Here is a 19,803-nt window from a genome sequence, read left to right as displayed (position 1 = left end):
TTAAATTAGTAAGAATGAAAAAGTTTTACCTTTTTACCGTGCTTTTTCTATTGGCATTTTTTACAAATGCCCAGATAAAAGTACAGGGAGTACCCCGGAATGATATTTCGGTAAATACTCCTTTAGCTACCAATAATATTACTACCAATATTAGTTTTTCTGATATTCAGTATTGGGTAGGAACAGGTTGCAATCAGGCAGCATTTGTAGTGCAGTGGAATGATAGCAAAAATCCTGATGCCCTGGTATGGGGGTTTAGATGGGATGGTAATGCTACAGGAGAAGATATGCTTAAGGCAATTGCAAAAGCTGATCACAGATTTTTTTCACTATTGTATCCGGGAACTCCATACGGTACTGCTGTAGGTGGAATTGGATTTGACCTTAACGGGCAGGACTCTAATGCACTTATTAAAAATGGAAATACAAGCTACCCTTTATACCCGATGGATGGAGTTATAAAGACTACAGCATACGATTTCGATGATTACACAGCAAAAGATGTGAATGACCATTGGGTGTCTGGCTGGAATGATGGTTTTTGGTCTTATCTGGTGAAAAATCCGGCAGATAATGACTTTTCGCCTTCAGGCACAGGATTTACGGGACGTATTCTTCAAAACGGATCATGGGATGTATGGAATTATAGCCCCGCTTTTCAAACTCCACCAATATCTACTTTAACTCCGGTTTCTCCTTATGTAGGTACCACGAATTTTACCAATGGATTTTTTATGGTCAATGAAGATTGGTTTGGACATGGCAATGGCTCTGTTAATTTTATTGATAACAATGGGCAGATCAACTATCGTGCTTACAGCAGTGTAAATAATAACCATGCTTTCGGAGCTACTACGTCACACGGAACCATTTATGGGGATAAATTCTATTTTGTTTCCAAGCAGGCTGCTGATGGTGGAGATACTCAGTATACACCAGGAGGAAGATTGGTAGTGGCCAATGCAAAGACTTTACAGAAAATCGCAACATTTGATAAGATTGGGGATGCAGATGGAAGATCATTCCTTGGGGTTAATGAACATAAAGGATACCTTGGTACATCTAAAGGGATCTATTTATTCGATATTGATAATCTGCAGATTGGAAGTGTAATCAGCGGAACAGGCACAGCGCAGATTGGAAATATGATCCGTACTTCAAAATATGTTTTTGCGGTGAATCAAACTGCAGGAATTCAGATTATTGATCCTAATACCAATACAATAATCAATACCATTGCAGGTTCTTTCCATTCTATTGTTCAGGCTAAAGACGGAAGTATCTGGGCTATTCAGAATCAGAAGTTAGCCAATATTGATCCTGCTACTTTTGCTCTGCAGTATTATAACATTCCAACTTCATCCTATTCAGGCTCTTGGGGGGCATGGAATGCAGGAAGTTTTATAGCGAGTAATACTGAGAATACATTATATTGGATGAAATCGGGAAATCAGATTGCAAAATTTGATGTAACCAGCAAAGTATTTAATGAAACATTTATTACGCTGCCAGGACAGACCGGAAATTATAAGCAGGTACCTTATGGAGCTGCGCTTCGTGTAAATCCTGCTACTGGAAATCTTATTGCGAGTACCACAGAAAGCGGATTTGGAGCTCATTTCCAAAAGAATTGGATTCACACATTTAATGCAAATGGAGCTCTTATTGATACCAAAGTGTTGAATGATTATTACTGGTTTCCTTCTGTAGCAGTTTTCCCGGATAATACTGCTCCGGTAGTAAGCAATACATTCCCATCGCAGGTTACTGCATCGGGTATTACAACTATTGATTTGAAAACATTGGTTTACGATGGAGACAGTTTTGGAGCATCTATTGTGAAATCTGTTAAGTCAAATAGCAATCCATCGGTAGTTTCTGCTGATATCAGCGTTAATGAAGAGCTGGTGCTTACTCCGATAGGTTCAGGAACAGCTGATATTGTAATCAGCTTCAATTCGAACGGTAAAGTGGTGGAAGGTACACTTAAAGTAAACAGTATTACTTCTACATTAGCGACTGCAGAGGTTAAAAAGATAGGATTCAGTATTTATCCCAACCCTGTTACTGATATTCTGTATATCAAAACACAGGAAAAAGTAGTAAGTGTTGCCATTTATGATGTTTCTGGTAAACTTATCAATACCCAGTACAATAATGGGAAGGTAAATGTAAGCATGTTACCAAAGGGAATGTACATTCTAAAAGCGACAACTGATAAAGCCGTATACCAGCAAAAGCTGATTAAAAATTAATTTTAGCATAGCTAATTTTTGTTTCACTCTGACCCGGCCAGGAATTGGCCGGGTTTTTTTTGAGGAAATCGGACGTATTTTTTTAGGATTGCCAGAAAAAAGATCAAAATTTTAAGTTTTTATTCGAAAACCTATACAACGTTGGTGATAAAAAATACAAAGGTTGCACCCTTTCAGTTATTGAGAGTGTAGAATACGTGTAGAGTGCTTGGTGTACGATGGTTATTGCAGCTGTTGTATATAAGGCGTACATCTATTTTTGGAGATCAGGATACCGAAATATACTTTTGTTCAAACCAAATGAGAAACAGGGAAAATTATGTATTCCCTTTGATATTCTTTGTGAATCGAATATCTTATTCTCTCAGGTAGGTATAGGTGCGGCCAACCCCAGGGGTGTGTTAGACATCAATAAACCACCAATAATATGGGGTTGGTTTTTACTACCAATACAGATTAATTGTACAAAAGTGCGGAGAAGATAGGTTTTATATAACCTGTTTTATTTTTTATTTTAAAGAGTTTTTTAGAGATTAAAAATGTATTACGCTTCTGAAGGCTTTCTGCTGCTTAATGTAGCATGTACGTGATGCAGACAAAATAGACAAGGCAGGTCGATGTAACCTGCCTTTTATATGATCTTAAATGATTTTCAAGTTTATCTTGTAAGAATAAACTTACGGGTGTGCTTTTTCCCATCTTTAGTCTGCACGGTAAGTAAGTAAACACCGCCTGGCATGGTAGAAGGTACATTAAAAGTTTTTGATCTGAATTGAAAGCGGTGCATTTCCATTCCTGATGTATTTCTGATGGAAATTTCAGAATCCAGAAGGAGAATGTTTCCATCCAAAGTAATCTGTCCCGTAGTTGGATTAGGAGTAATGATAAGCCTCTCTTCAGGGAGTGTTGCTTTCATTGTTGTAGATGAAGAGGTAGATGAAACTGCAGGCGTTCCATAAATTGAAGCCAGATTTTCAATTTCTTCTTTAGAAAGAGCCCTGTCATAAATAATAAGTTGGTCAAGTGTAGAATAGCCAGTATGAATTTCGAATTGTTTATTTTGATATTCAAAAGCTTCCCGAGGTAAACATTGTGGAGAGGGGCTGTCTGAAATATTTCCATTAATGTATAAACAAACGCTATCATGAGTATAACGTAGTGCATAGTGATTGATACCCGGAAGGGTTGAAGAATCAGTACCAAAATGTATTTTTTGAGAGTCCATTGATAGTGCCTTTCCAAACGCATTTAATTGAATAGATGGAACTAATGCTGTTTTAATTTCAGCCCAAAAAGATAATGTCAAGTCATAGTCAGTATTAGGAAGAGGGAATACCGGACTTTTGAATATATGAGAACTTTCACTAAATATATAAGGATCACCAGTTACAAGCATTTTGTCACAGGAAAGATCTTTTACATAATCAAATGATAGATTTGAAGTCTGATTAACTAAATTTAATCCCAAGATAGTATCATTGAGGTTTCCATCAAAAGGATAATAGGCTATAGGATTAGCCGGTGGAGTACCACATATTATTTGTGGAGTGGATACATGGTAAGCATAATATATTGCTATGATATCACTATAGCCATTATTAAGATATATCCGAACACGGTCAAAACTTTTTTGAGGAATAAATTCTATAGTTCCCCTGTTTAATTGTGTTCCAATTTTTAACATACTATCTGTGATGAAAGTTAAGTCATTATTGGAAGTATTTCCCAAAAATGTTTCCACAGAAACTTTACTTAATTGTTGCGGCGATAAATTACTGGTGCCTATACCAATCACTACCTTTCTGAACTTCCTGGTGGTGGTAGCTGGAAAAATTAAAGACTGTCCTGTTTTTCCGGTTTCACCTACGGGTATTATTAATGAAGAATAATCCTCTTCATTAGCTCCTACTGCATTTTGAGGATTTTGTATTGAACAACCGCCACAGAATCCAATGGTGTGGCTGGCTTGCCCAGAGGCATAGATTTTATCCGGATTGGATGAGATTGATGGTGGTGGGCAGCTTGGAAATTTGTCATAAGAGCAAAATAGCAGTCGGATTTCTTCGGGAGTTAGCTTTCTGTCATAGATGATAAGTTCATCAATGAGGGCTTTGTTGAGAACCAGGTTGATATTGTGTTCAAATGCTTCATCATTTCCAAAGGAATAAGTATGGCCAATACAGGGTACATTTATAGAGTTTGTAGACTGTACCAGAACCCCATTTTTGTAAATACACAACATTCCGTCTTCTGGATAATCTGTGCTTTTATCATCATAATCATATGCTACCACATAGTGATTCAGCTGCCCTGGAGTATTATTTACCTGAGCATAAGTAGGATCATTTTCCCCTACAGGATATGGATACATTGCCGCTTTTGCTGTTTCCGGAGTTATAATGATCTCGTTTCCGGGAACTCCGATTCTCAGATTTCCGGAATTTTCAACACGGGCCCAGAATGAAATGGTTTTTGGGCTATCCATGATAGGGTGGGGAAGAGGTTTGTCAGCCATAAGTTTTTTTTCAGTTGTTAAAGCTTCTAAAGCCTGGCCACATACTAACCCATTTTGGAATGTGTTTGGTGTACTACCTATAAGATGCATATCTGATATCGCATCATTCGTATTGCCATTAAATGAATAATAATAAAGCGGGTTAAGTGGCGGAGCCCCGCATTCCGTAAAAAAGCCGGGTAAATAAGCATAATAAATTCTGAATTCATCATTCAGGTCAAGAAGCTTACCGTCCAAAACGATTTTGATACGATTGAAGCGCTTGATGGGATTGATTTCAATACTTCCTTGGTGTGAACTATTGATTTTGAGCATTTCATGGTTAACAGATACCTTATCATTATTAGAGATGTTATCCAAGAAAGTTTCAATCGTAACTCCCTTCAATGTGGATACAGCGAGATTGTTGTTGAGAGTGCCGATTCCAATAATTGCCTTTAATTTGCTGACGACAGGGAAAGATAAAGTTTGCTCTACTTTACCATTAAGACCAATGCCGATTTTTAAAGCTGAATAATCATTTTCATTGCTTCCCACTGCGTTTTGTGGATTTTCTACATTACAAGCCAGGCATATTCCTGAGATTTGGTTGGTTTGGTTGCTTGCATAAATTTTACTTTGTGCAAATGAAAATGTGCTCATAAGAAGCAGAGCCGTACTCGATAAAATTACTTTTATTGAGGAAGGCCATGATGATAAATTAGTTTTCATATATTGAGATTTAGGTATTAGTTTATTATTGTCAGAGAATCATAATGTTGTATTAGTAGTATATATAGAAAAAAGCGGCAGGCTTAAAAAAGCCTGCCGCCTCTGGCATGTTTAATTATTTATTTAAGTAAAACCTTACTTGAATGTGTTTTCCCATCTTTAGTCTGAAGTTTTATAATATATAATCCTTCAGGCTGATTGGTTTCAAATGTATTCGAATTGAGTTTGGTACGGAATACCTCTTTTCCGGAAGTGTTGAAAAGAGTAACCTCTGAACCTTCGGCTTTTATATTTTTATCCAGAGTAACCTGACCATTCTGGCTGTGAGCCATCAAACTGATGAAAGGATCTCTATACTGATATCCATAATATACTCTTAGCTCTCCACCTAAACTCAATAATCCACCATTTACATTGATCTTAATACGGTCATAAGGCTTGTTCATGGTAAGTTCAATTTCACCTTTGCTTGGATCACCAGCCCCAAGCTTTAAAATGTCATTGTTAAGATTTTGATAATCATTGTTAGAAACATTTCCGTTGAATGTCTCGATAGATACACCCCCTAATACTTGTGCACTTAGAGGAGTTCCGTTAGAACCGATACCAATCACCAATTTGTTGGTGTAAGCACTGTTAGGGAAAATTAAAGTTTGTTCAGTACGGGCCAGTAAACCAATGGATACCTGTAGAACAGAATAATCACTTTCATCAGGACCAATGGCATTCAGAGGATTTACCACTCCACAGCCTATACATACACCATGTACCTGATTCGTTTGAGCACTTGCATAATATTTTACAATTTGTGCAAATGACATGTTGCTTGCCAGAAACAATAAAGAAACAAAAACAGCAGTCTTAAGACTGCGCGGACTCAATAATAAATTAGTTTTCATATATAAAGATTTTGATTTTTAGTTTTGTGTAAATTTATAAATAAAATAATTATGTTAAATAATTTATTTCAATTTTTTGTGATATGTTAAAATTTAACTTATATAATATGTTTTATTTAATGATATATTAATGTATTCTATACTCTTAGGCATAAAAAAACGGCAGCCTTTTTAAAGACTGCCGTTTTCTATTTTTATCAATTTATTTAATAATGATTTTTTTAGAATATGTTTTTCCTTCCTTAGTCTGAAGATTCATAATGTAAACTCCTTCAGGCTGGTTAGAATCAAATGTATTGTTTCTAAGCTTTGAACGGAAAACTTCTTTTCCTGAAGTATTCGTTAAGGAAACCTCAGAACCTTCTACACTAACATTTCCGCTCAGAGTGACCTGTCCGTTCTGGCTATGAGCCAATAGGTGGATCAATGGATCCTGATAAGCATAATAAATTCTGAATCCACCTCCAAGACTTAACACTCCTCCGGTTAAACCAATTCTTATTCCATCATAAGGTTTGGTAGGCTTAAATTCTACTGTACCTCTATTAGGAGTTGCTCCTAATTTTAGAAGACTGATGTCTATCGTTCTGCGGTCCTCGTTAGAAGTACCTCCATTCATCGTTTCAAGAGTTACACCACTTAAGAGTTGTACAGATAAAGGTATGCTATCTGTTCCTATTCCTACAACAAGCCTTGTATCGGCTCTAAGATCAGGGAAAATTAAGGTTTGCTGAATCCCGCCTAATAATGCAGTTCCCAATACCATTGTAGAATAATCATCTTCATTACCTCCCACTGCATTCAATGGATTATCTACACGGCATCCTAAACAGGCTACACCAAATACACCAGAACTTTGAGCATGAGCATAAATTCTGTCCTGGCCCAATAAAAACTGAGCGGAGAATAAGCAGAATGCAACTAAGGCAGCTTGAAAGGAGAATTTATCTCTCAGAAGTAAATTAAATTTCATGTTATTATTTTTTATATGAATAGTTTTAGCCAAATTTAAGGAATTAAAGAAGATACAAAAAATAATATTTCTTTTTTTGGTGATATTTTTAATGAAATTTAATATTCCTCAAAACCCTTTCTCAATTAAGAATGGCTGTAGAGGCTTAAAGCTATTGAAATAAATAGATATTGAGATAGGGAAGGGTGTAAAAACAAAAAAAGGACTTTTGAAAAAGTCCTTTTTAGTAGCCCGTAGGGGAATCGAACCCCTCTTACCAGAATGAAAATCTGAGGTCCTAACCGATAGACGAACGGGCCCTCTATCTTCCACTACCGAAATAGTGTGCTAGGTTTGTTTTTATAAGTATCAACTCTTAATTTGTAGCCCGTAGGGGAATCGAACCCCTCTTACCAGAATGAAAATCTGAGGTCCTAACCGATAGACGAACGGGCCGGTTAGATTTATTTAAGTATTAGCTTTCCACTTTGTTTTTAAAAACCACTATAAAACAAGTGGTTTTTAAAAATTAAGTAGCCCGTAGGGGAATCGAACCCCTCTTACCAGAATGAAAATCTGAGGTCCTAACCGATAGACGAACGGGCCGCTATACTTATTACGCTAATTTATTAACGTGCTTTGTTAATTTGCTTTTCAAGTTAGCCGCTTTGTTTTTGTGGATAATATTTTTCTTAGCTAATTTATCCAATAAAGCGATAACTTTTGGCAGTTGCTCTGTTGCAGCAGCTTTGTTCTCCTCATTTCTTAAGGCTTTCAATGCTGTTCTAGCAGTCTTGTGATAATATCTATTACGAAGTCTTCTAGTTTCGTTCTGTCTGATTCTCTTTAATGCTGATTTATGATTTGCCATATCGTTCAAATGTGAGTGCAAAACTATAAACTTTTTTTGAAACTACCAAATTTATTTTTAAAAAAATTAATTTTCTTCTGAAAGGTACTTTCTAAGCTTATCTATTGCTTGTTCTATTTTTAAATTTTCTTGTTCTTTTTCAATTTTTTTGATCGTATTTCCTAGCATGATCAGTGCATTATTCCATTCTCCAGTAGTATTGGTGAAAGTAAGTCCGTCTATTGTTACTTCAAAAGCAACCCTTTCTCCTGTCCTGTAAAGCCTGAAACTTATTTTATCATCCTTGCCTGTAATCCCTTCTTCATTGATTTGTAAATCATAACTTTTTGGGTTAGAGTGGATTTTCTTAAAAAGCAATTTTGCTTCTTGTATTTTTAAATCCGGCATGATATAAAATTTGATAATCTGTAGTCTCCTACAGACTGAGGGTTATCAATAATATTTTTCATCAGTGTCACCATATTTGTTTGACCAATTATGGTTAAATTTATTAAAAAATTTTTGCAAATATAAGACTTTTGTGAAATATAACGTATACAGATTGGTTTTTTAGAGTAAAAACCATGATATTTTTATTTGAATAATAATAAGTTATTCAGTACCAGTGTACTATTGTTTTCGGAATTTTCATATCTGATTATAAATCTTAATTTAGAAATATCAGGAGGATAAATAAGATAAAGGGGGTGTTGGTATTTTATACTAAGTTTATTAGTGAAGAAATGGGCTTTACAATCTAATTAAAAGGACATTGCTGTTAAAAACAGTTGTCAGGGTAATTTTTGTAAGAAAGCAGGTCCTGTGCAACAAAATATCAAATCACCAGAATAATACTTTCATAATAACTTGATTGTATTAAAATAAAAAAGGAGAAATGATCATGATCATTTCTCCTTTTTTGTAGCCTATAGGGGAATCGAACCCCTGTTGCAAGAATGAAAATCTTGAGTCCTGACCACTAGACGAATAGGCCGAATTTTGAGGTTGCAAAAGTAGAAAAACCTTTTGAAACTTCAAAATTATTTTTTAGTTATTTATAAACTTTTTGAATCACTGTATTCTTAATTCCTTTGGCCTCAACCTCTTTTTGTAATTTTACGGCATCCTCCAAAGTATAAGCCTTTCCATAGGTATAATAAAATACACCGCTGTCTTTCTCCCTTTCCACATCTTTAAGGGTCTGAAGTATGTATGAATTACCATTCAGTTTTTCTCCGGTATATACTTCCAGCGTATAATATCCCATGTTTATTCTCTGATTAGGCATGAATCCTACCGCAAATGCGTTCCTGAACCCGGCATCTTTAGCTGTTTTAAGATTAATATCTTTCACAGAAGCCATATTGGTTACTGCGTAATAGTATTTATATTGTCCGTTTTCTTTAAGGGTAAGGACATAGTTCAGTCCTTTTAACGCAGGGTCGTTCTCATTGTATTTCGTAGGAGAACTCATCAGTAATATTCTGAAATCATTTTTCAACGGTGTTTCTGCAGGTTTTTCCGGTTCTTGTTTTTTAGTAGTAAAAGACCCTCCTGTTTTTCTGTCAACCGCTTTTTTATAGTCAATGATAGCATTGTAGATACTTTCTGCAATTTCAGTCTGTCCTTTTTCGGAGGCGATATAGTGGCTCTCTTCCGGATGGTTAATGAAACCTGTTTCTATGAGAACAGAAGGCATGGCATTCATACGGAGAACGTGAAGATTCTTCTGGAATACTCCCCTTGAAGATCTTTTATCTTTATTTACAAAGTTATCTTCTACCAATCCGCCTAAAAGAAGGCTGGATTCAAGATATTTACTCTGTTGAAGCTTTAATGCAATTAAAGATTCCGGAGAATCGGGGTTATAGGATCCGAAGGTCTGTTTATCCTTTTCATCCAGAAAGATCACGTCGTTTTCCCTTTTGGCAACCTCCAGATTTTCATTATTCTGGTTGGGTCCCTGTACATAAGTTTCGGTACCATAAGCTGTAGGTCTCGCAGAAGAATTACAGTGAATGGATACAAAAAGATCTGCCTTGCTTCTGTTAGCGAGGTTGGTTCTGTCGGATAGGGAAGGGTACTCATCAATCTTTCGGGTATAGATTACTTTGAAGTCCCTGTTTTTTTCCAGCATGGCTCCAACCTTTAAGGTAATGGCAAGAGTAATGTCCTTTTCTGCAATTCTTCCAATGTCCGAATAAGTCCTGTTGGCTCCATGGTCACTTCCTCCGTGTCCCGCATCAAGAACTAGTGTAAACTTCTTTTGAGAGAAGATAAAGTTACTGATTAGGAGTAGGAGAAATGATAAAATTATTTTAAAATTTTGTTTGCGCATCTTACAGTTATAAAAATTATATTAATTTTGGGCCTTAATTATATAGAACAAAATTGGCCAAAACCGTCTTCAAAAATATATTACAAATTTTAATTATCCTAATTTTTAACAATTTTTTAGCACAGAAAACGCCTGAAAAATTGCCTAAAAATACGGTTAAAGATACTATTTCCAAAAAGGATACCATTGTTGCTAAAAAAGAAGCTTTAGATGATATACTTCATACAAAAGCAGACGATCAGCGAAGAGATATCCCTAAAAAGATGACATTCCTTAATAAGAATGCCCAGGTAAAGTATCAGGATATGCAGATTGATGCAGATTATATTTCCATTGATGATAATAAAAACCTGATCTATGCCAGAGGGAAATTAGATTCTTTAGGAAAGATCATAGAGCCTGTAGTAACTACCCAGGCCGGGAAAAAATACGAAACCAACGAGTTCAGCTATAATACAAAAACCAAGCAGGCTATTGCTTTTAATGCAAGAACAGAGGAAAGTGAAGGAGTAATTATAGCCCAAAAAACAAAAAAATACAATGATTCGGTGTTTGCTATGAGAAAAGCAGATTATACCACCGATGAATATTTTGTTAAGAAAAAAGATACGGCAGCGGATTATTTCATGAGAGCTTCTAATATCAAGCTGATAAAATCAAAAAATAAATCCCAAATCGTTACAGGACCTATTCAAATGTACATAGAGCAGGTTCCTACTCCGCTTATTATGCCTTTTGCCATTCTTCCTTTCTCGGATAAAAGAGCAGCAGGTATTTTGATTCCGAGTTTCGGGGAAAGAGAAGATGTTGGATTTTTCCTGAACGGTATTGGATATTATCAGCCGATTGGAGAACATTTTGATCTTAAAGTGCTTGCAGATATTTATACCAAAGGAAGCTGGAACTTGCGTCCACAAATGAATTATCAGAAAAAATACCGTTATTCGGGAAGCTTCAATGCAGACATTGGAACTATGGTAAGAGGAATCAAGGGACTGGATGATTATACTAAGAATAGCACTTACCGTATCAGCTGGACCCATTCTCAGGATTCAAAGGCAAATCCTTTTCTTACCTTCAGTGCCTCGGTGGATATTGTAAGTACAAAGTTCTATAATAACCCGCTTAACAACAATTATATTTTCAACCAGAATGTATTGAATACCCAGCAGAATTCAACGGTAACAGTTACCAAAAGATTTCTGAAACTTCCGGTAACCATTACAGGAACGGCATCTTACTCACAGAACTTTGCAACAGGATTGGCCGATCTTCGTCTTCCGCAGATGAACGTAGCAGTTAATCAGTTTTATCTCTTTAAATCGAAATCCGGAGTAAGACAAGGGCTTCTTGAAAATATTACGGTGAATACCGGTTTTAACCTTACGAATTTTGTGAACACTCAGGAAAATGAACTGTTCAAAAAAGAAATGTGGGATAAAATGCAGACGGGGCTTAAGAATAATATCGCTTTAGCTACCAATACTACTTTGGCCAAATATTTTACATTCAGTTTAAGTGCTAATATTGATAATGCTTTAACTACAAAAACATTAAACAGATATTATGATCCTGTAAAGAATGTAACCGTGGATGAAATCAATAAAAAATTCGCAGGATATTCTTCATTCTCTACTACTGCCAGTCTTCAGACAACATTGTATGGAATGATGAAGTTCAAAAAAGGATCTATTGTGGAAGCGGTGAGACATATGGTAACTCCAAGTATTGGGTTTACTTATTCTCCGGATTTTTCAAGCCCTAATTTCGGATATTACAAGAACTATTACAATGCAAACGGAGCGCTTACTCCTTATTCCATCTTTGAAAAAGGAATTATTGGAAGTCCATCAAACAATTTGGTGGGTGCATTAGGTTTCAATATCGGAAACAATATCGAAATGAAGGTGAAATCTAAAAGTGATTCTACAGGGGTGAAAAAAGTGAAGATCTTTGAATCTTTAAACCTTTCGGGAAACTACAACTTTGCTGCTAAAGATCACCCTTGGTCTATTTTTACTATTAATGGACAGTCTTCTTTCTTTAATAATAAACTTACTGTTAATACCAGCCTTTCTCTTGATCCATATAAAATTGAATTCATTCCAGGACAAGATCAAGGAATCAGAACAGAGAAGTTTGGAGCTTTTGGAGTACAGGGATTCAATGTTCAGTTATCTTACCCTTTAAGCAGTGAAATCTTTGGAGAAAAAACCGATTATGCTAAAAAATATAGTTCAAAAGGAGAAGTAAGAAATGAGAACTATTATTTTGATGATGATAACTACTCACGTTTCGATCAGGCATGGACATTGAATATTAATGCTAATTATGCGTATTCTAAAGGAACTAGCAGGTTTGGAAATAAAATTGCCTCTCTAGGTCTTGATGGAAGTATTAAGCTTACTCCTTATTGGAATGTTACAGGAAGTACCCATTATGACTTGGTGACTAAAGAATTGGCGTATACAAGAATTGGTTTTTCAAGAGATCAGCGAAGTTTTACCATTAATTTTAACTGGGTGCCTTTTGGACAATATAAGGTATATGACTTCTTTATTGGGATCAAAGCCAATATCTTAAGTGATGCATTGAAGTATAAAGACAGAAGCTTTACCCAGCCAAATGCACCTTTCTAATATCAGATTGGCATTTGACAATATAAATTTTATATTTGCATCCAAAATAAATCTAACGAGATTATCATGAAATTGCTTAACTTATGGTTGGTAATGAAAGATAATTTTACAAAAAAATAAATATCCGTATATGAAACAAATAATCAATACAGTTAATGCACCTGCGGCTATCGGTCCTTATTCACAAGCTAATATGGCTAACGGAGTTTTATACATCTCCGGACAGATTCCTGTAGATCCTGCAACTGGTAAACTGGTAGAAGGAATTGAAAAGGAAACCCATCAGGTAATGAAAAATCTTGAGGCAATCCTTACAGAAGCTGGAATGACTTTTAAAAATGTTGTAAAAGCAACTATCTTTCTTAAGAGCATGGATGATTTTGCTGTAATGAACGATATTTACGCTTCTTATTTAGATGCAGAAAGCTATCCGGCACGTGAAACTGTACAGGTTTCTTGCCTGCCTAAAAATGTGGATATTGAAATTTCTATGATCGCACATCAGGATTAATGAACTTTATAAGAAATACATTTGCGATATTGATAGGCCTTGGGATAACTGGGCTTATTATCACTCTTGGTATAAGAGCTTTTCCGCAATGGGTTACTTTTGAAGCTTTTGCTCCGTTTGAGCATTGGCAGAGATTTCTTTTCAGTATGAAGGACGATAAAGCCTTTTTCGGCTTTCTTTTGTTTATTTCCGGACTGGGAACTACCATTGGTGGAGTAGCAACCGCAATCATCGTTAAATACGCTAAAGTGGCCTATGCTATTCTAATCGGTTTCATTATGCTTTTTATCGCAATGCTGGATGTCATTATATTTCCTTATCATCCTACATTTTATAAGATTTCAATCTTTCTTACCTTTTTCCCTTTTTCCTGGATAGGAGGTAAAATTGTAGAAGTGATCTATGAGCGAAACAAGAAGAAAAGAATCGCTGAGAAAATGAATAAATCCAAATAAATAATAAAAAAACGCTGCAAATCTTTGCAGCGTTTTTCTTTGATATGAAAATAACTATTGTTTAGTTGTTGATTACGGCATTTTAAATCCTTTCGTGTACATTCTTCCATAGTCATCCACAAACTTCACCTGTACATTTCCTTGGTATTTACTCAATATGCTTTCGATGTCTTTCTGTGAATTTACCGGCTTGCCATTTATTTCAATGATGATATAGTTGTCTACGATTCCGATCTTGGCCATTTCACCTCCTTCAGATACGTTTTTAGTCACTACACCACTATTCAAACCATATTCGGTTTTGAATCTTTCAGTAAGAGGATCAAATTCAGCTCCGATTTTTTCGGTTACGCTAAGATCTGCTTTGGTTCTTGTAGATGTACCCCCTTTCTGATCTCTCAAAGTTACGTTGGTTGTTGCTTCTTTACCATTTCTTGAATAGGTTACCTGAACTTTATCACCAGGACGCTTGCTTCCGATAGACATAGAAAGATCAGCAAAATCAGTAATATCGTAGTTGTCTATTTTTGTAATGATATCTCCTTTTTTCAGTCCCGCATCTTCTGCCCCACTGTTATCCCCAAATCCGGTTACATAAATTCCGCTACCAGACTTAATGGTGGTTTTGAATTGTTTGTTATAGGACTGAACCTGTTGGTCATTGGAAAGGTCTAAAGACTGAACGCCTAAGAATCCTCTTTGTACGATACCAAACTTCTTAATATCCTCAACAATTTTTCTTGCTAAATTGGATGGAACGGCAAATCCGTACCCTTGGTAATATCCTGTTGTAGACTGGATCGCAGAGTTGATCCCGATAAGTTCCCCATTAGTATTCACCAAAGCTCCTCCAGAGTTACCAGGGTTGATGGCAGCATCTGTCTGAATAAAACTTTCAATAGGATTACTTGCTTTCCCCTGGCTTCCTAAAATACCAATCCCTCTTCCTTTAGCAGAAACAATACCTGCTGTTACGGTAGAGTTTAATCCCAATGGATTTCCTACAGCCAATACCCATTGTCCCACATCAATATTGTCAGAGTTAGCAAAGTTTAAGTAAGGAAGCCCTTTTTCTTCAATCTTTAATAAAGAAATATCTGTGTTGGGGTCAGTTCCCACTAAGGTTGCGATATATGATTTTTTGTTGCTTAGAACCACTTCAAGTTTATTAGCACCTGCCACTACGTGGTTATTCGAGATAATATATCCGTCAGGAGAAATAATTACTCCAGAACCCATTCCTGAAGGCATATTGTCCGGAGCCTGTTGTTGCTTCTGTCTTTGCTGGCCTCTTCCACCAAACGGATCTCCGAAGAAATAATCGAATAGATCCTGTTCAGTAGCCCTGCTTGCTGTTCTGCTTTGATAATTTTTAATGGTAACCACAGCAGGAACAGTTGTTTTAGCTGCTTTTACAAAGTCATCACCCACTGCTCCGGTATTCATACCTGCAAATGATGTGTTAGGAGCTGATGTTGTGAAAAATGATTGATCTCCGTTATTGGAGCCGTGTCCGAAATATTGTATAGCTCCAACGGTAGTAGCCCCAGAAATAACTCCGACTACTGCAAATGGTAATAGTTTTTTTAAAGTACTCTTCATTGTATATCTTTCTTGTTTATTAATTAATTTCTTTTTATGTTTTTGAGTAAACAAATTTAATGTTAAATAAGTAAGCAATTAGCATGCTATGTTTCAATTTTAACTAAAATTTAACGGCTATTATATCATTTTATGTATTATGTCATAATTGTTAAGCCCGGTATTAACAAAACTTAAAATAAAATTAAATGAAATATGACAAAATGTTGCTATAATAAGTACAATATAAAAAGTATTTTTCATTGCTTGTCACCAACAGCTGTTAATTATCATTTAGCTAATGAAGAGGCATTAATTGGAAAATGTTTATCTTTGCAAAAATATTTTTCTCACTTAAAACGTTTATAGCATGCAACTGTATAACACCTTAAGCGCAGAAGAAAGAGCTAGACTTATTGATGAAGCTGGTAAGGAACGTCTTACTTTATCTTTCTATGCGTACGCTAAAATTGAAGACCCCAAAAAATTTCGTGATGACCTATTTGTAGCCTGGAATGCTCTTGATGCACTTGGCCGTATTTATGTTGCCCATGAAGGTATTAATGCTCAGATGAGTGTTCCTGCAGATCAATTTGATGCTTTCCGCGATACGTTAGAAGTATATGATTTTATGAAAGGAATCCGTTTGAATGTAGCGGTAGAGCAAGACAATCATTCCTTTTTAAAGCTGACCATTAAAGTAAGGCATAAAATTGTTGCTGACGGTCTTAATGATGATACTTTTGATGTAACCAACAAAGGAGTTCATTTAAAGGCTCAGGAATTTAATAATATGCTTGATGATCCTAACACTATTGTAGTTGACTTTAGAAATCACTATGAAAGTGAAGTAGGACACTTTGAAGGGGCTATTACTCCTGATGTAGAAAACTTCAGAGAAAGTTTACCCATCATCAACGAACAATTACAGGATTTCAAAGAAGATAAAAACTTATTGATGTATTGTACTGGAGGTATTCGTTGTGAAAAAGCGAGTGCATATTTCAAACATCAAGGGTTTAAAAACGTTTTCCAGTTGGAAGGCGGAATTATTGAATATACCCGTCAGATTAAAGAAGAAGGGATAGACAGTAAATTTATTGGGAAGAACTTTGTTTTCGATCACCGTTTAGGAGAAAGAATCACAGATGATATTATTTCTCAGTGCCACCAATGTGGGAAACCTTGTGATAATCATACCAATTGTGCTAATGATGCCTGTCACCTGTTATTTATTCAGTGTGATGAATGTAAGGCAGCAATGGAAAACTGCTGTTCTACGGAATGTTTAGATACTATCCATTTACCTTTGGAAGAGCAGCTGAAATTGAGGAAGGGATTGCAAGTTGGAAATAAAGTATTCAGAAAAGGAAAATCTGATGCTTTGAAATTTAAAAACTCAGGTGATCTGCCTAAAACTCCATTAGCAAAAGCTGAAACCAAAAACATTCGTCAGAAAATAGCTGTTAAAAAAGTGTTGGTTGGAAAAGCGGAACATTACTTCTCAAAATCAAAAATTGGACAGTTTCTAATTGAAAATAAAGAAGTTTCTGTAGGTGATAAAGTATTAATTTCCGGTCCTACAACTGGTGATCAGGAATTTACGATTACTCAGATTTATGCAAACGGAGGGCCTTGCGAAACTGCAAAACTGGGAGATCAGATCACTTTTGAAATTCCGTTCAGAGTTCGTTTGTCAGATAAACTCTATAAAATTCTTGAGCCTGCTGAAAACGCATAATGTATAAAGAAACTGTTCAGTAAAAATAATATAATTGTTATGTTGAAAGCTGAGCTTAGAAAAAAATATATGCAACAAAGAAAAGCCTTGTCTCGCGATGAGGCTTTCTTGTTATCTGAAAAAATTTTTCATAATTTCATTACTTACTTTAGCCCTCATGCAGGACAGAAGATCCATATTTTCGTTCCGATTGAGAAGTTTAATGAGATTGATACTCGAATCTTCATCAAGTATTTTTTAGCACAAAATATACGCGTTTATGTGCCTAAAGTTGTAGGAAATCAACTGATTAATATTGAGGTTTTCAATGACAGTGTATTTGAAATGAACAGTTGGGGGATTTCAGAACCTGTTTCTAATGAAGATTCCGGAGAGGTTGAGTTTCATTATGTGATTACTCCGCTTTTATACTGTGACCGCAATGGGAATAGAGTAGGATATGGAAAAGGTTTCTATGACGGACTCTTCCAAAGTATTTCTCCAGCAACAAAAAAAATCGGAGTCAATTACTTTGACCCCGATGATTCTATTGATGATGTCTGGGAAAATGATATTCCCCTCGACTATTTGGTTACGCCTACAGAAATACTGTCTTTTTTAAGCGGTTTCGAATAAAAATCTAAAAAGTAAAATTTAAACTCCTTTTTCATTTTGGAGGTTGATAGTAATATATATTGGGCATTCTTTTCAAAGCTTCCCAAAGACTTATTCTTATCATCAAAATATTCTACATTGAATTTAGCATAGTCTAAGGTGTCTTTTTTATAGAATTCTTTATAAACACTTAGCTCATTTACCTTTGCAGCCTTCACTTTCATACTGTCCAGTTCCTTAAACATTCTTTTGAAGGTGAGAGAATCCGGTTTGTGGAAATAACTTTCAATTTGCGAATAAATAAAACTGTCTACTTCAGTATTTCTGTTACCACTCACATAAAGGGTGGAAAGATCAAGAAGCTCCTGAACTTTTTGTTTGGTAATAGAATTAATAGCCTGCATGCTATCCATTTGTACAGCCGGATAACTTCTTGTGTTATTACTGTTTCGTAGTTTATCTAGGTCGCTAGCTTCTGTTTTTTTATTACAGGCAGCAAATAAAGTAAGAAGTATAGTGAGGATTAAAAAATTATTTATTCTTTTCATCTGTAGTCGCAATTTTGAATTTAATGGATACGATCTTACCGTTGTCTTTTTTCATTTCTATTACATTCAGATTTTTCAGAGATGTAGTAGGAGTAGTAACGAGGGTGATATACTTTTGTTTGTCTATTTTTTCAATACCATAGGTGTTATTGTCATATACCTGGTAGATAACAGCATTGTTGCTGATCAGGTTCTCCAGTTGATTTCTTTTCTGCTTAATAAGGGCTACCTGTTCTTCTGAGTTCCCTGTAATATCTTTTCTGGAGAAATAATAAGCAGCCATTTTATAATCATCAGGCTTAAGCTCAATTTTTTCTTCTTCAGGAGCATTTTCAAGATTCCTGCTTACTTCCAGTGGCTCATAAAAGGCAGCACTGATTTTCATTTTCAGATTTTTATCCTTGGTTGAATAAGAGAAGCATTCTCCAGGTTTTATTTTGTACATCAAAGGAGATTCATTTTCCTTGATAACCATAATGTCTAAGGTGTTAATAACAAAGGTTCCTCTATCTTTATCAATAAAGCAATAAGTATAGGTTTTTGAAAAAAGGACGTCTTTGAATCCCAATAAACCTGTTATGGCAATTAAAACGGAAGTAATAAGTGCCCAGGCATTCTTTTTTAAGAAATTTTTCTTAGCTGGAATGGTTGAAATTTCAACTTCACTGGATGTAATTTGATTTTTATTAACTACTTGATTTTCAGTATTTGTTTTTTGTAAATCAGGGTTTTCAGCGGGTTTTATTTCAATGTTTTTAGGCTGAATTTCAGTTTTTGGAAGTTCCGGAGCTGCAGAAACTATTTTTTCCAATTCATTAACCTCTTCTTCTTCCAGATTTTCATTTTCCTGTAGTAATTCTCCCGCAAAAAGATGCTGCTTCTTGAATTCATACCATGAGTCGTATCCTGCATAAATACTCAATAAATTGAGCATATCTATTCTTGGCAATTTAGTAACTGGTGAAGTTTTGAAATAGGTGTAAAATGACTTTTCGCTGATGTTACCTTTCGCTTTTTTGCGCAGGTCTTCCTGAAAATATATGATATCAATACCCTTCCATTTGGATATGTCATCCTGTGAAGGGGTATATTCTTTTAAATATTGACCTTGGACATCCTTTTTTAGCTGTTCAAAGTGTAATAGATCTAAATCTGTCAATTTTTTTTAAATAATTAAATTGTTGATTATCAGTTATGTTTTTTTGTAAAACTAT

The 19,803-nt window shown here is 35.4% G+C and carries 15 protein-coding genes and 4 tRNA genes; 6 read left to right on the top strand and 13 right to left on the bottom strand.

Annotation, left to right across the window (positions count from 1 at the left end; all coding sequences use genetic code 11):
* The first annotated feature begins 14 nt into the window (after positions 1-14).
* Entirely contained in the window at positions 15-2,255 is a 2,241-nt protein-coding gene (locus CHSO_RS00725) for a DUF5074 domain-containing protein (RefSeq protein WP_045491256.1), read from the top strand.
* Positions 2,256-2,913: 658 nt separating this feature from the next.
* Here CHSO_RS00725 and CHSO_RS00715 read toward each other — a convergent pair.
* The 10 genes from CHSO_RS00715 to CHSO_RS00670 all read right to left on the bottom strand — a co-directional run bounded on the left by CHSO_RS00715 (position 2,914) and on the right by CHSO_RS00670 (position 10,520).
* Positions 2,914-5,481: a T9SS type A sorting domain-containing protein gene (locus tag CHSO_RS00715; RefSeq protein WP_084220899.1), complete on the bottom strand. Its 2,568-nt coding sequence runs from the start codon at positions 5,479-5,481 to the stop codon at positions 2,914-2,916.
* Positions 5,482-5,600: 119 nt separating this feature from the next.
* On the bottom strand, positions 5,601-6,380 hold the full coding sequence (locus tag CHSO_RS00710; protein WP_084220898.1) for a T9SS type A sorting domain-containing protein: 780 nt from the start codon (positions 6,378-6,380) through the stop codon (positions 5,601-5,603).
* A 202-nt stretch (positions 6,381-6,582) separates the two neighbouring features.
* A complete protein-coding gene (locus CHSO_RS00705; RefSeq protein ID WP_144428832.1) occupies positions 6,583-7,353 on the bottom strand; it encodes a T9SS type A sorting domain-containing protein in 771 nt (256 codons plus the stop codon).
* A 227-nt stretch (positions 7,354-7,580) separates the two neighbouring features.
* Positions 7,581-7,652: transfer RNA gene (locus CHSO_RS00700), tRNA-Glu, on the bottom strand.
* A gap of 64 nt (positions 7,653-7,716) precedes the next feature.
* Positions 7,717-7,788, bottom strand: a tRNA-Glu gene (locus CHSO_RS00695).
* A gap of 78 nt (positions 7,789-7,866) precedes the next feature.
* Positions 7,867-7,938: transfer RNA gene (locus CHSO_RS00690), tRNA-Glu, on the bottom strand.
* A gap of 10 nt (positions 7,939-7,948) precedes the next feature.
* Positions 7,949-8,203, bottom strand: a complete 255-nt coding sequence (gene rpsT / locus CHSO_RS00685; protein ID WP_002983073.1) for a 30S ribosomal protein S20 — start codon at positions 8,201-8,203, stop codon at positions 7,949-7,951.
* A 66-nt stretch (positions 8,204-8,269) separates the two neighbouring features.
* Positions 8,270-8,590: a hypothetical protein gene (locus tag CHSO_RS00680; protein WP_045491242.1), complete on the bottom strand. Its 321-nt coding sequence runs from the start codon at positions 8,588-8,590 to the stop codon at positions 8,270-8,272.
* Positions 8,591-9,104: 514 nt separating this feature from the next.
* Positions 9,105-9,176 (bottom strand) — tRNA-Glu (locus CHSO_RS00675).
* Positions 9,177-9,233: 57 nt separating this feature from the next.
* Positions 9,234-10,520 (bottom strand): N-acetylmuramoyl-L-alanine amidase, encoded by a 1,287-nt coding sequence (locus CHSO_RS00670; protein ID WP_045491240.1) that lies wholly within the window; start codon positions 10,518-10,520, stop codon positions 9,234-9,236.
* Positions 10,521-10,573: 53 nt separating this feature from the next.
* Between CHSO_RS00670 and CHSO_RS00665 the strand changes: the two genes are divergently transcribed.
* The 3 genes from CHSO_RS00665 to CHSO_RS00655 all read left to right on the top strand — a co-directional run bounded on the left by CHSO_RS00665 (position 10,574) and on the right by CHSO_RS00655 (position 14,125).
* Entirely contained in the window at positions 10,574-13,159 is a 2,586-nt protein-coding gene (locus CHSO_RS00665; protein WP_045491238.1) for a putative LPS assembly protein LptD, read from the top strand.
* 130 nt (positions 13,160-13,289) lie between these two features.
* Positions 13,290-13,670, top strand: a complete 381-nt coding sequence (locus CHSO_RS00660) for a RidA family protein (RefSeq protein ID WP_045491236.1) — start codon at positions 13,290-13,292, stop codon at positions 13,668-13,670.
* Positions 13,670-14,125 carry a hypothetical protein gene (locus CHSO_RS00655; protein ID WP_045491234.1) on the top strand — a complete coding sequence of 152 codons (456 nt, stop codon included), beginning with the start codon at positions 13,670-13,672 and terminating at the stop codon, positions 14,123-14,125. Before CHSO_RS00660 ends, CHSO_RS00655 begins: the two co-directional genes overlap by 1 nt.
* A gap of 72 nt (positions 14,126-14,197) precedes the next feature.
* Here the strand turns inward: CHSO_RS00655 and CHSO_RS00650 are convergent, their stop codons facing one another.
* Positions 14,198-15,727 carry a trypsin-like peptidase domain-containing protein gene (locus CHSO_RS00650; protein WP_045501638.1) on the bottom strand — a complete coding sequence of 510 codons (1,530 nt, stop codon included), beginning with the start codon at positions 15,725-15,727 and terminating at the stop codon, positions 14,198-14,200.
* A 349-nt stretch (positions 15,728-16,076) separates the two neighbouring features.
* Here CHSO_RS00650 and CHSO_RS00645 point away from each other — a divergent pair, with 349 nt between their 5' ends.
* Both CHSO_RS00645 and CHSO_RS00640 read left to right on the top strand, forming a co-directional pair.
* The gene (locus CHSO_RS00645; RefSeq protein WP_045491232.1) at positions 16,077-17,447 is read left to right on the top strand and encodes a rhodanese-related sulfurtransferase; all 1,371 of its coding nucleotides are present in this window, start codon (positions 16,077-16,079) and stop codon (positions 17,445-17,447) included.
* Positions 17,448-17,486: 39 nt separating this feature from the next.
* The gene (locus tag CHSO_RS00640) at positions 17,487-18,062 is read left to right on the top strand and encodes a 5-formyltetrahydrofolate cyclo-ligase (RefSeq protein WP_045491230.1); all 576 of its coding nucleotides are present in this window, start codon (positions 17,487-17,489) and stop codon (positions 18,060-18,062) included.
* On the opposite strand, the gene CHSO_RS00635 is transcribed toward CHSO_RS00640, so the two are convergent.
* Positions 18,011-18,589, bottom strand: coding sequence for a hypothetical protein (locus CHSO_RS00635; protein WP_045491227.1), 579 nt, complete (start codon positions 18,587-18,589; stop codon positions 18,011-18,013). The two genes, CHSO_RS00640 and CHSO_RS00635, sit on opposite strands and share 52 nt — an antisense overlap.
* Complete coding sequence (locus CHSO_RS00630; protein ID WP_045491225.1) at positions 18,573-19,748, bottom strand: hypothetical protein; 1,176 nt, start codon at positions 19,746-19,748, stop codon at positions 18,573-18,575. The genes CHSO_RS00635 and CHSO_RS00630 overlap by 17 nt, the downstream gene beginning before the upstream one ends.
* Positions 19,749-19,803 lie beyond the last annotated feature (55 nt).

Source organism: Chryseobacterium sp. StRB126 (assembly GCF_000829375.1).
In the GTDB taxonomy this organism is placed as follows: Bacteria; Bacteroidota; Bacteroidia; order Flavobacteriales; family Weeksellaceae; genus Chryseobacterium.
The sequence above is the reverse complement of the archived record's forward strand: the minus strand, read 5'-3'. Positions and strand labels throughout refer to the sequence as shown.

Coding starts and splice junctions, on each gene's coding strand:
- CHSO_RS00680 (WP_045491242.1), bottom strand. CDS start 8,590: ATGCCGGATTTAAAAATACAAGAAGCAAAATTGCTTTTTAAGAAAATC.
- CHSO_RS00670 (WP_045491240.1), bottom strand. CDS start 10,520: ATGCGCAAACAAAATTTTAAAATAATTTTATCATTTCTCCTACTCCTA.
- rpsT (WP_002983073.1), bottom strand. CDS start 8,203: ATGGCAAATCATAAATCAGCATTAAAGAGAATCAGACAGAACGAAACT.
- CHSO_RS00710 (WP_084220898.1), bottom strand. CDS start 6,380: ATGAAAACTAATTTATTATTGAGTCCGCGCAGTCTTAAGACTGCTGTT.
- CHSO_RS00635 (WP_045491227.1), bottom strand. CDS start 18,589: ATGAAAAGAATAAATAATTTTTTAATCCTCACTATACTTCTTACTTTA.
- CHSO_RS00705 (WP_144428832.1), bottom strand. CDS start 7,353: ATGAAATTTAATTTACTTCTGAGAGATAAATTCTCCTTTCAAGCTGCC.
- CHSO_RS00725 (WP_045491256.1), top strand. CDS start 15: ATGAAAAAGTTTTACCTTTTTACCGTGCTTTTTCTATTGGCATTTTTT.
- CHSO_RS00645 (WP_045491232.1), top strand. CDS start 16,077: ATGCAACTGTATAACACCTTAAGCGCAGAAGAAAGAGCTAGACTTATT.
- CHSO_RS00715 (WP_084220899.1), bottom strand. CDS start 5,481: ATGAAAACTAATTTATCATCATGGCCTTCCTCAATAAAAGTAATTTTA.
- CHSO_RS00640 (WP_045491230.1), top strand. CDS start 17,487: ATGTTGAAAGCTGAGCTTAGAAAAAAATATATGCAACAAAGAAAAGCC.
- CHSO_RS00650 (WP_045501638.1), bottom strand. CDS start 15,727: ATGAAGAGTACTTTAAAAAAACTATTACCATTTGCAGTAGTCGGAGTT.
- CHSO_RS00660 (WP_045491236.1), top strand. CDS start 13,290: ATGAAACAAATAATCAATACAGTTAATGCACCTGCGGCTATCGGTCCT.
- CHSO_RS00655 (WP_045491234.1), top strand. CDS start 13,670: ATGAACTTTATAAGAAATACATTTGCGATATTGATAGGCCTTGGGATA.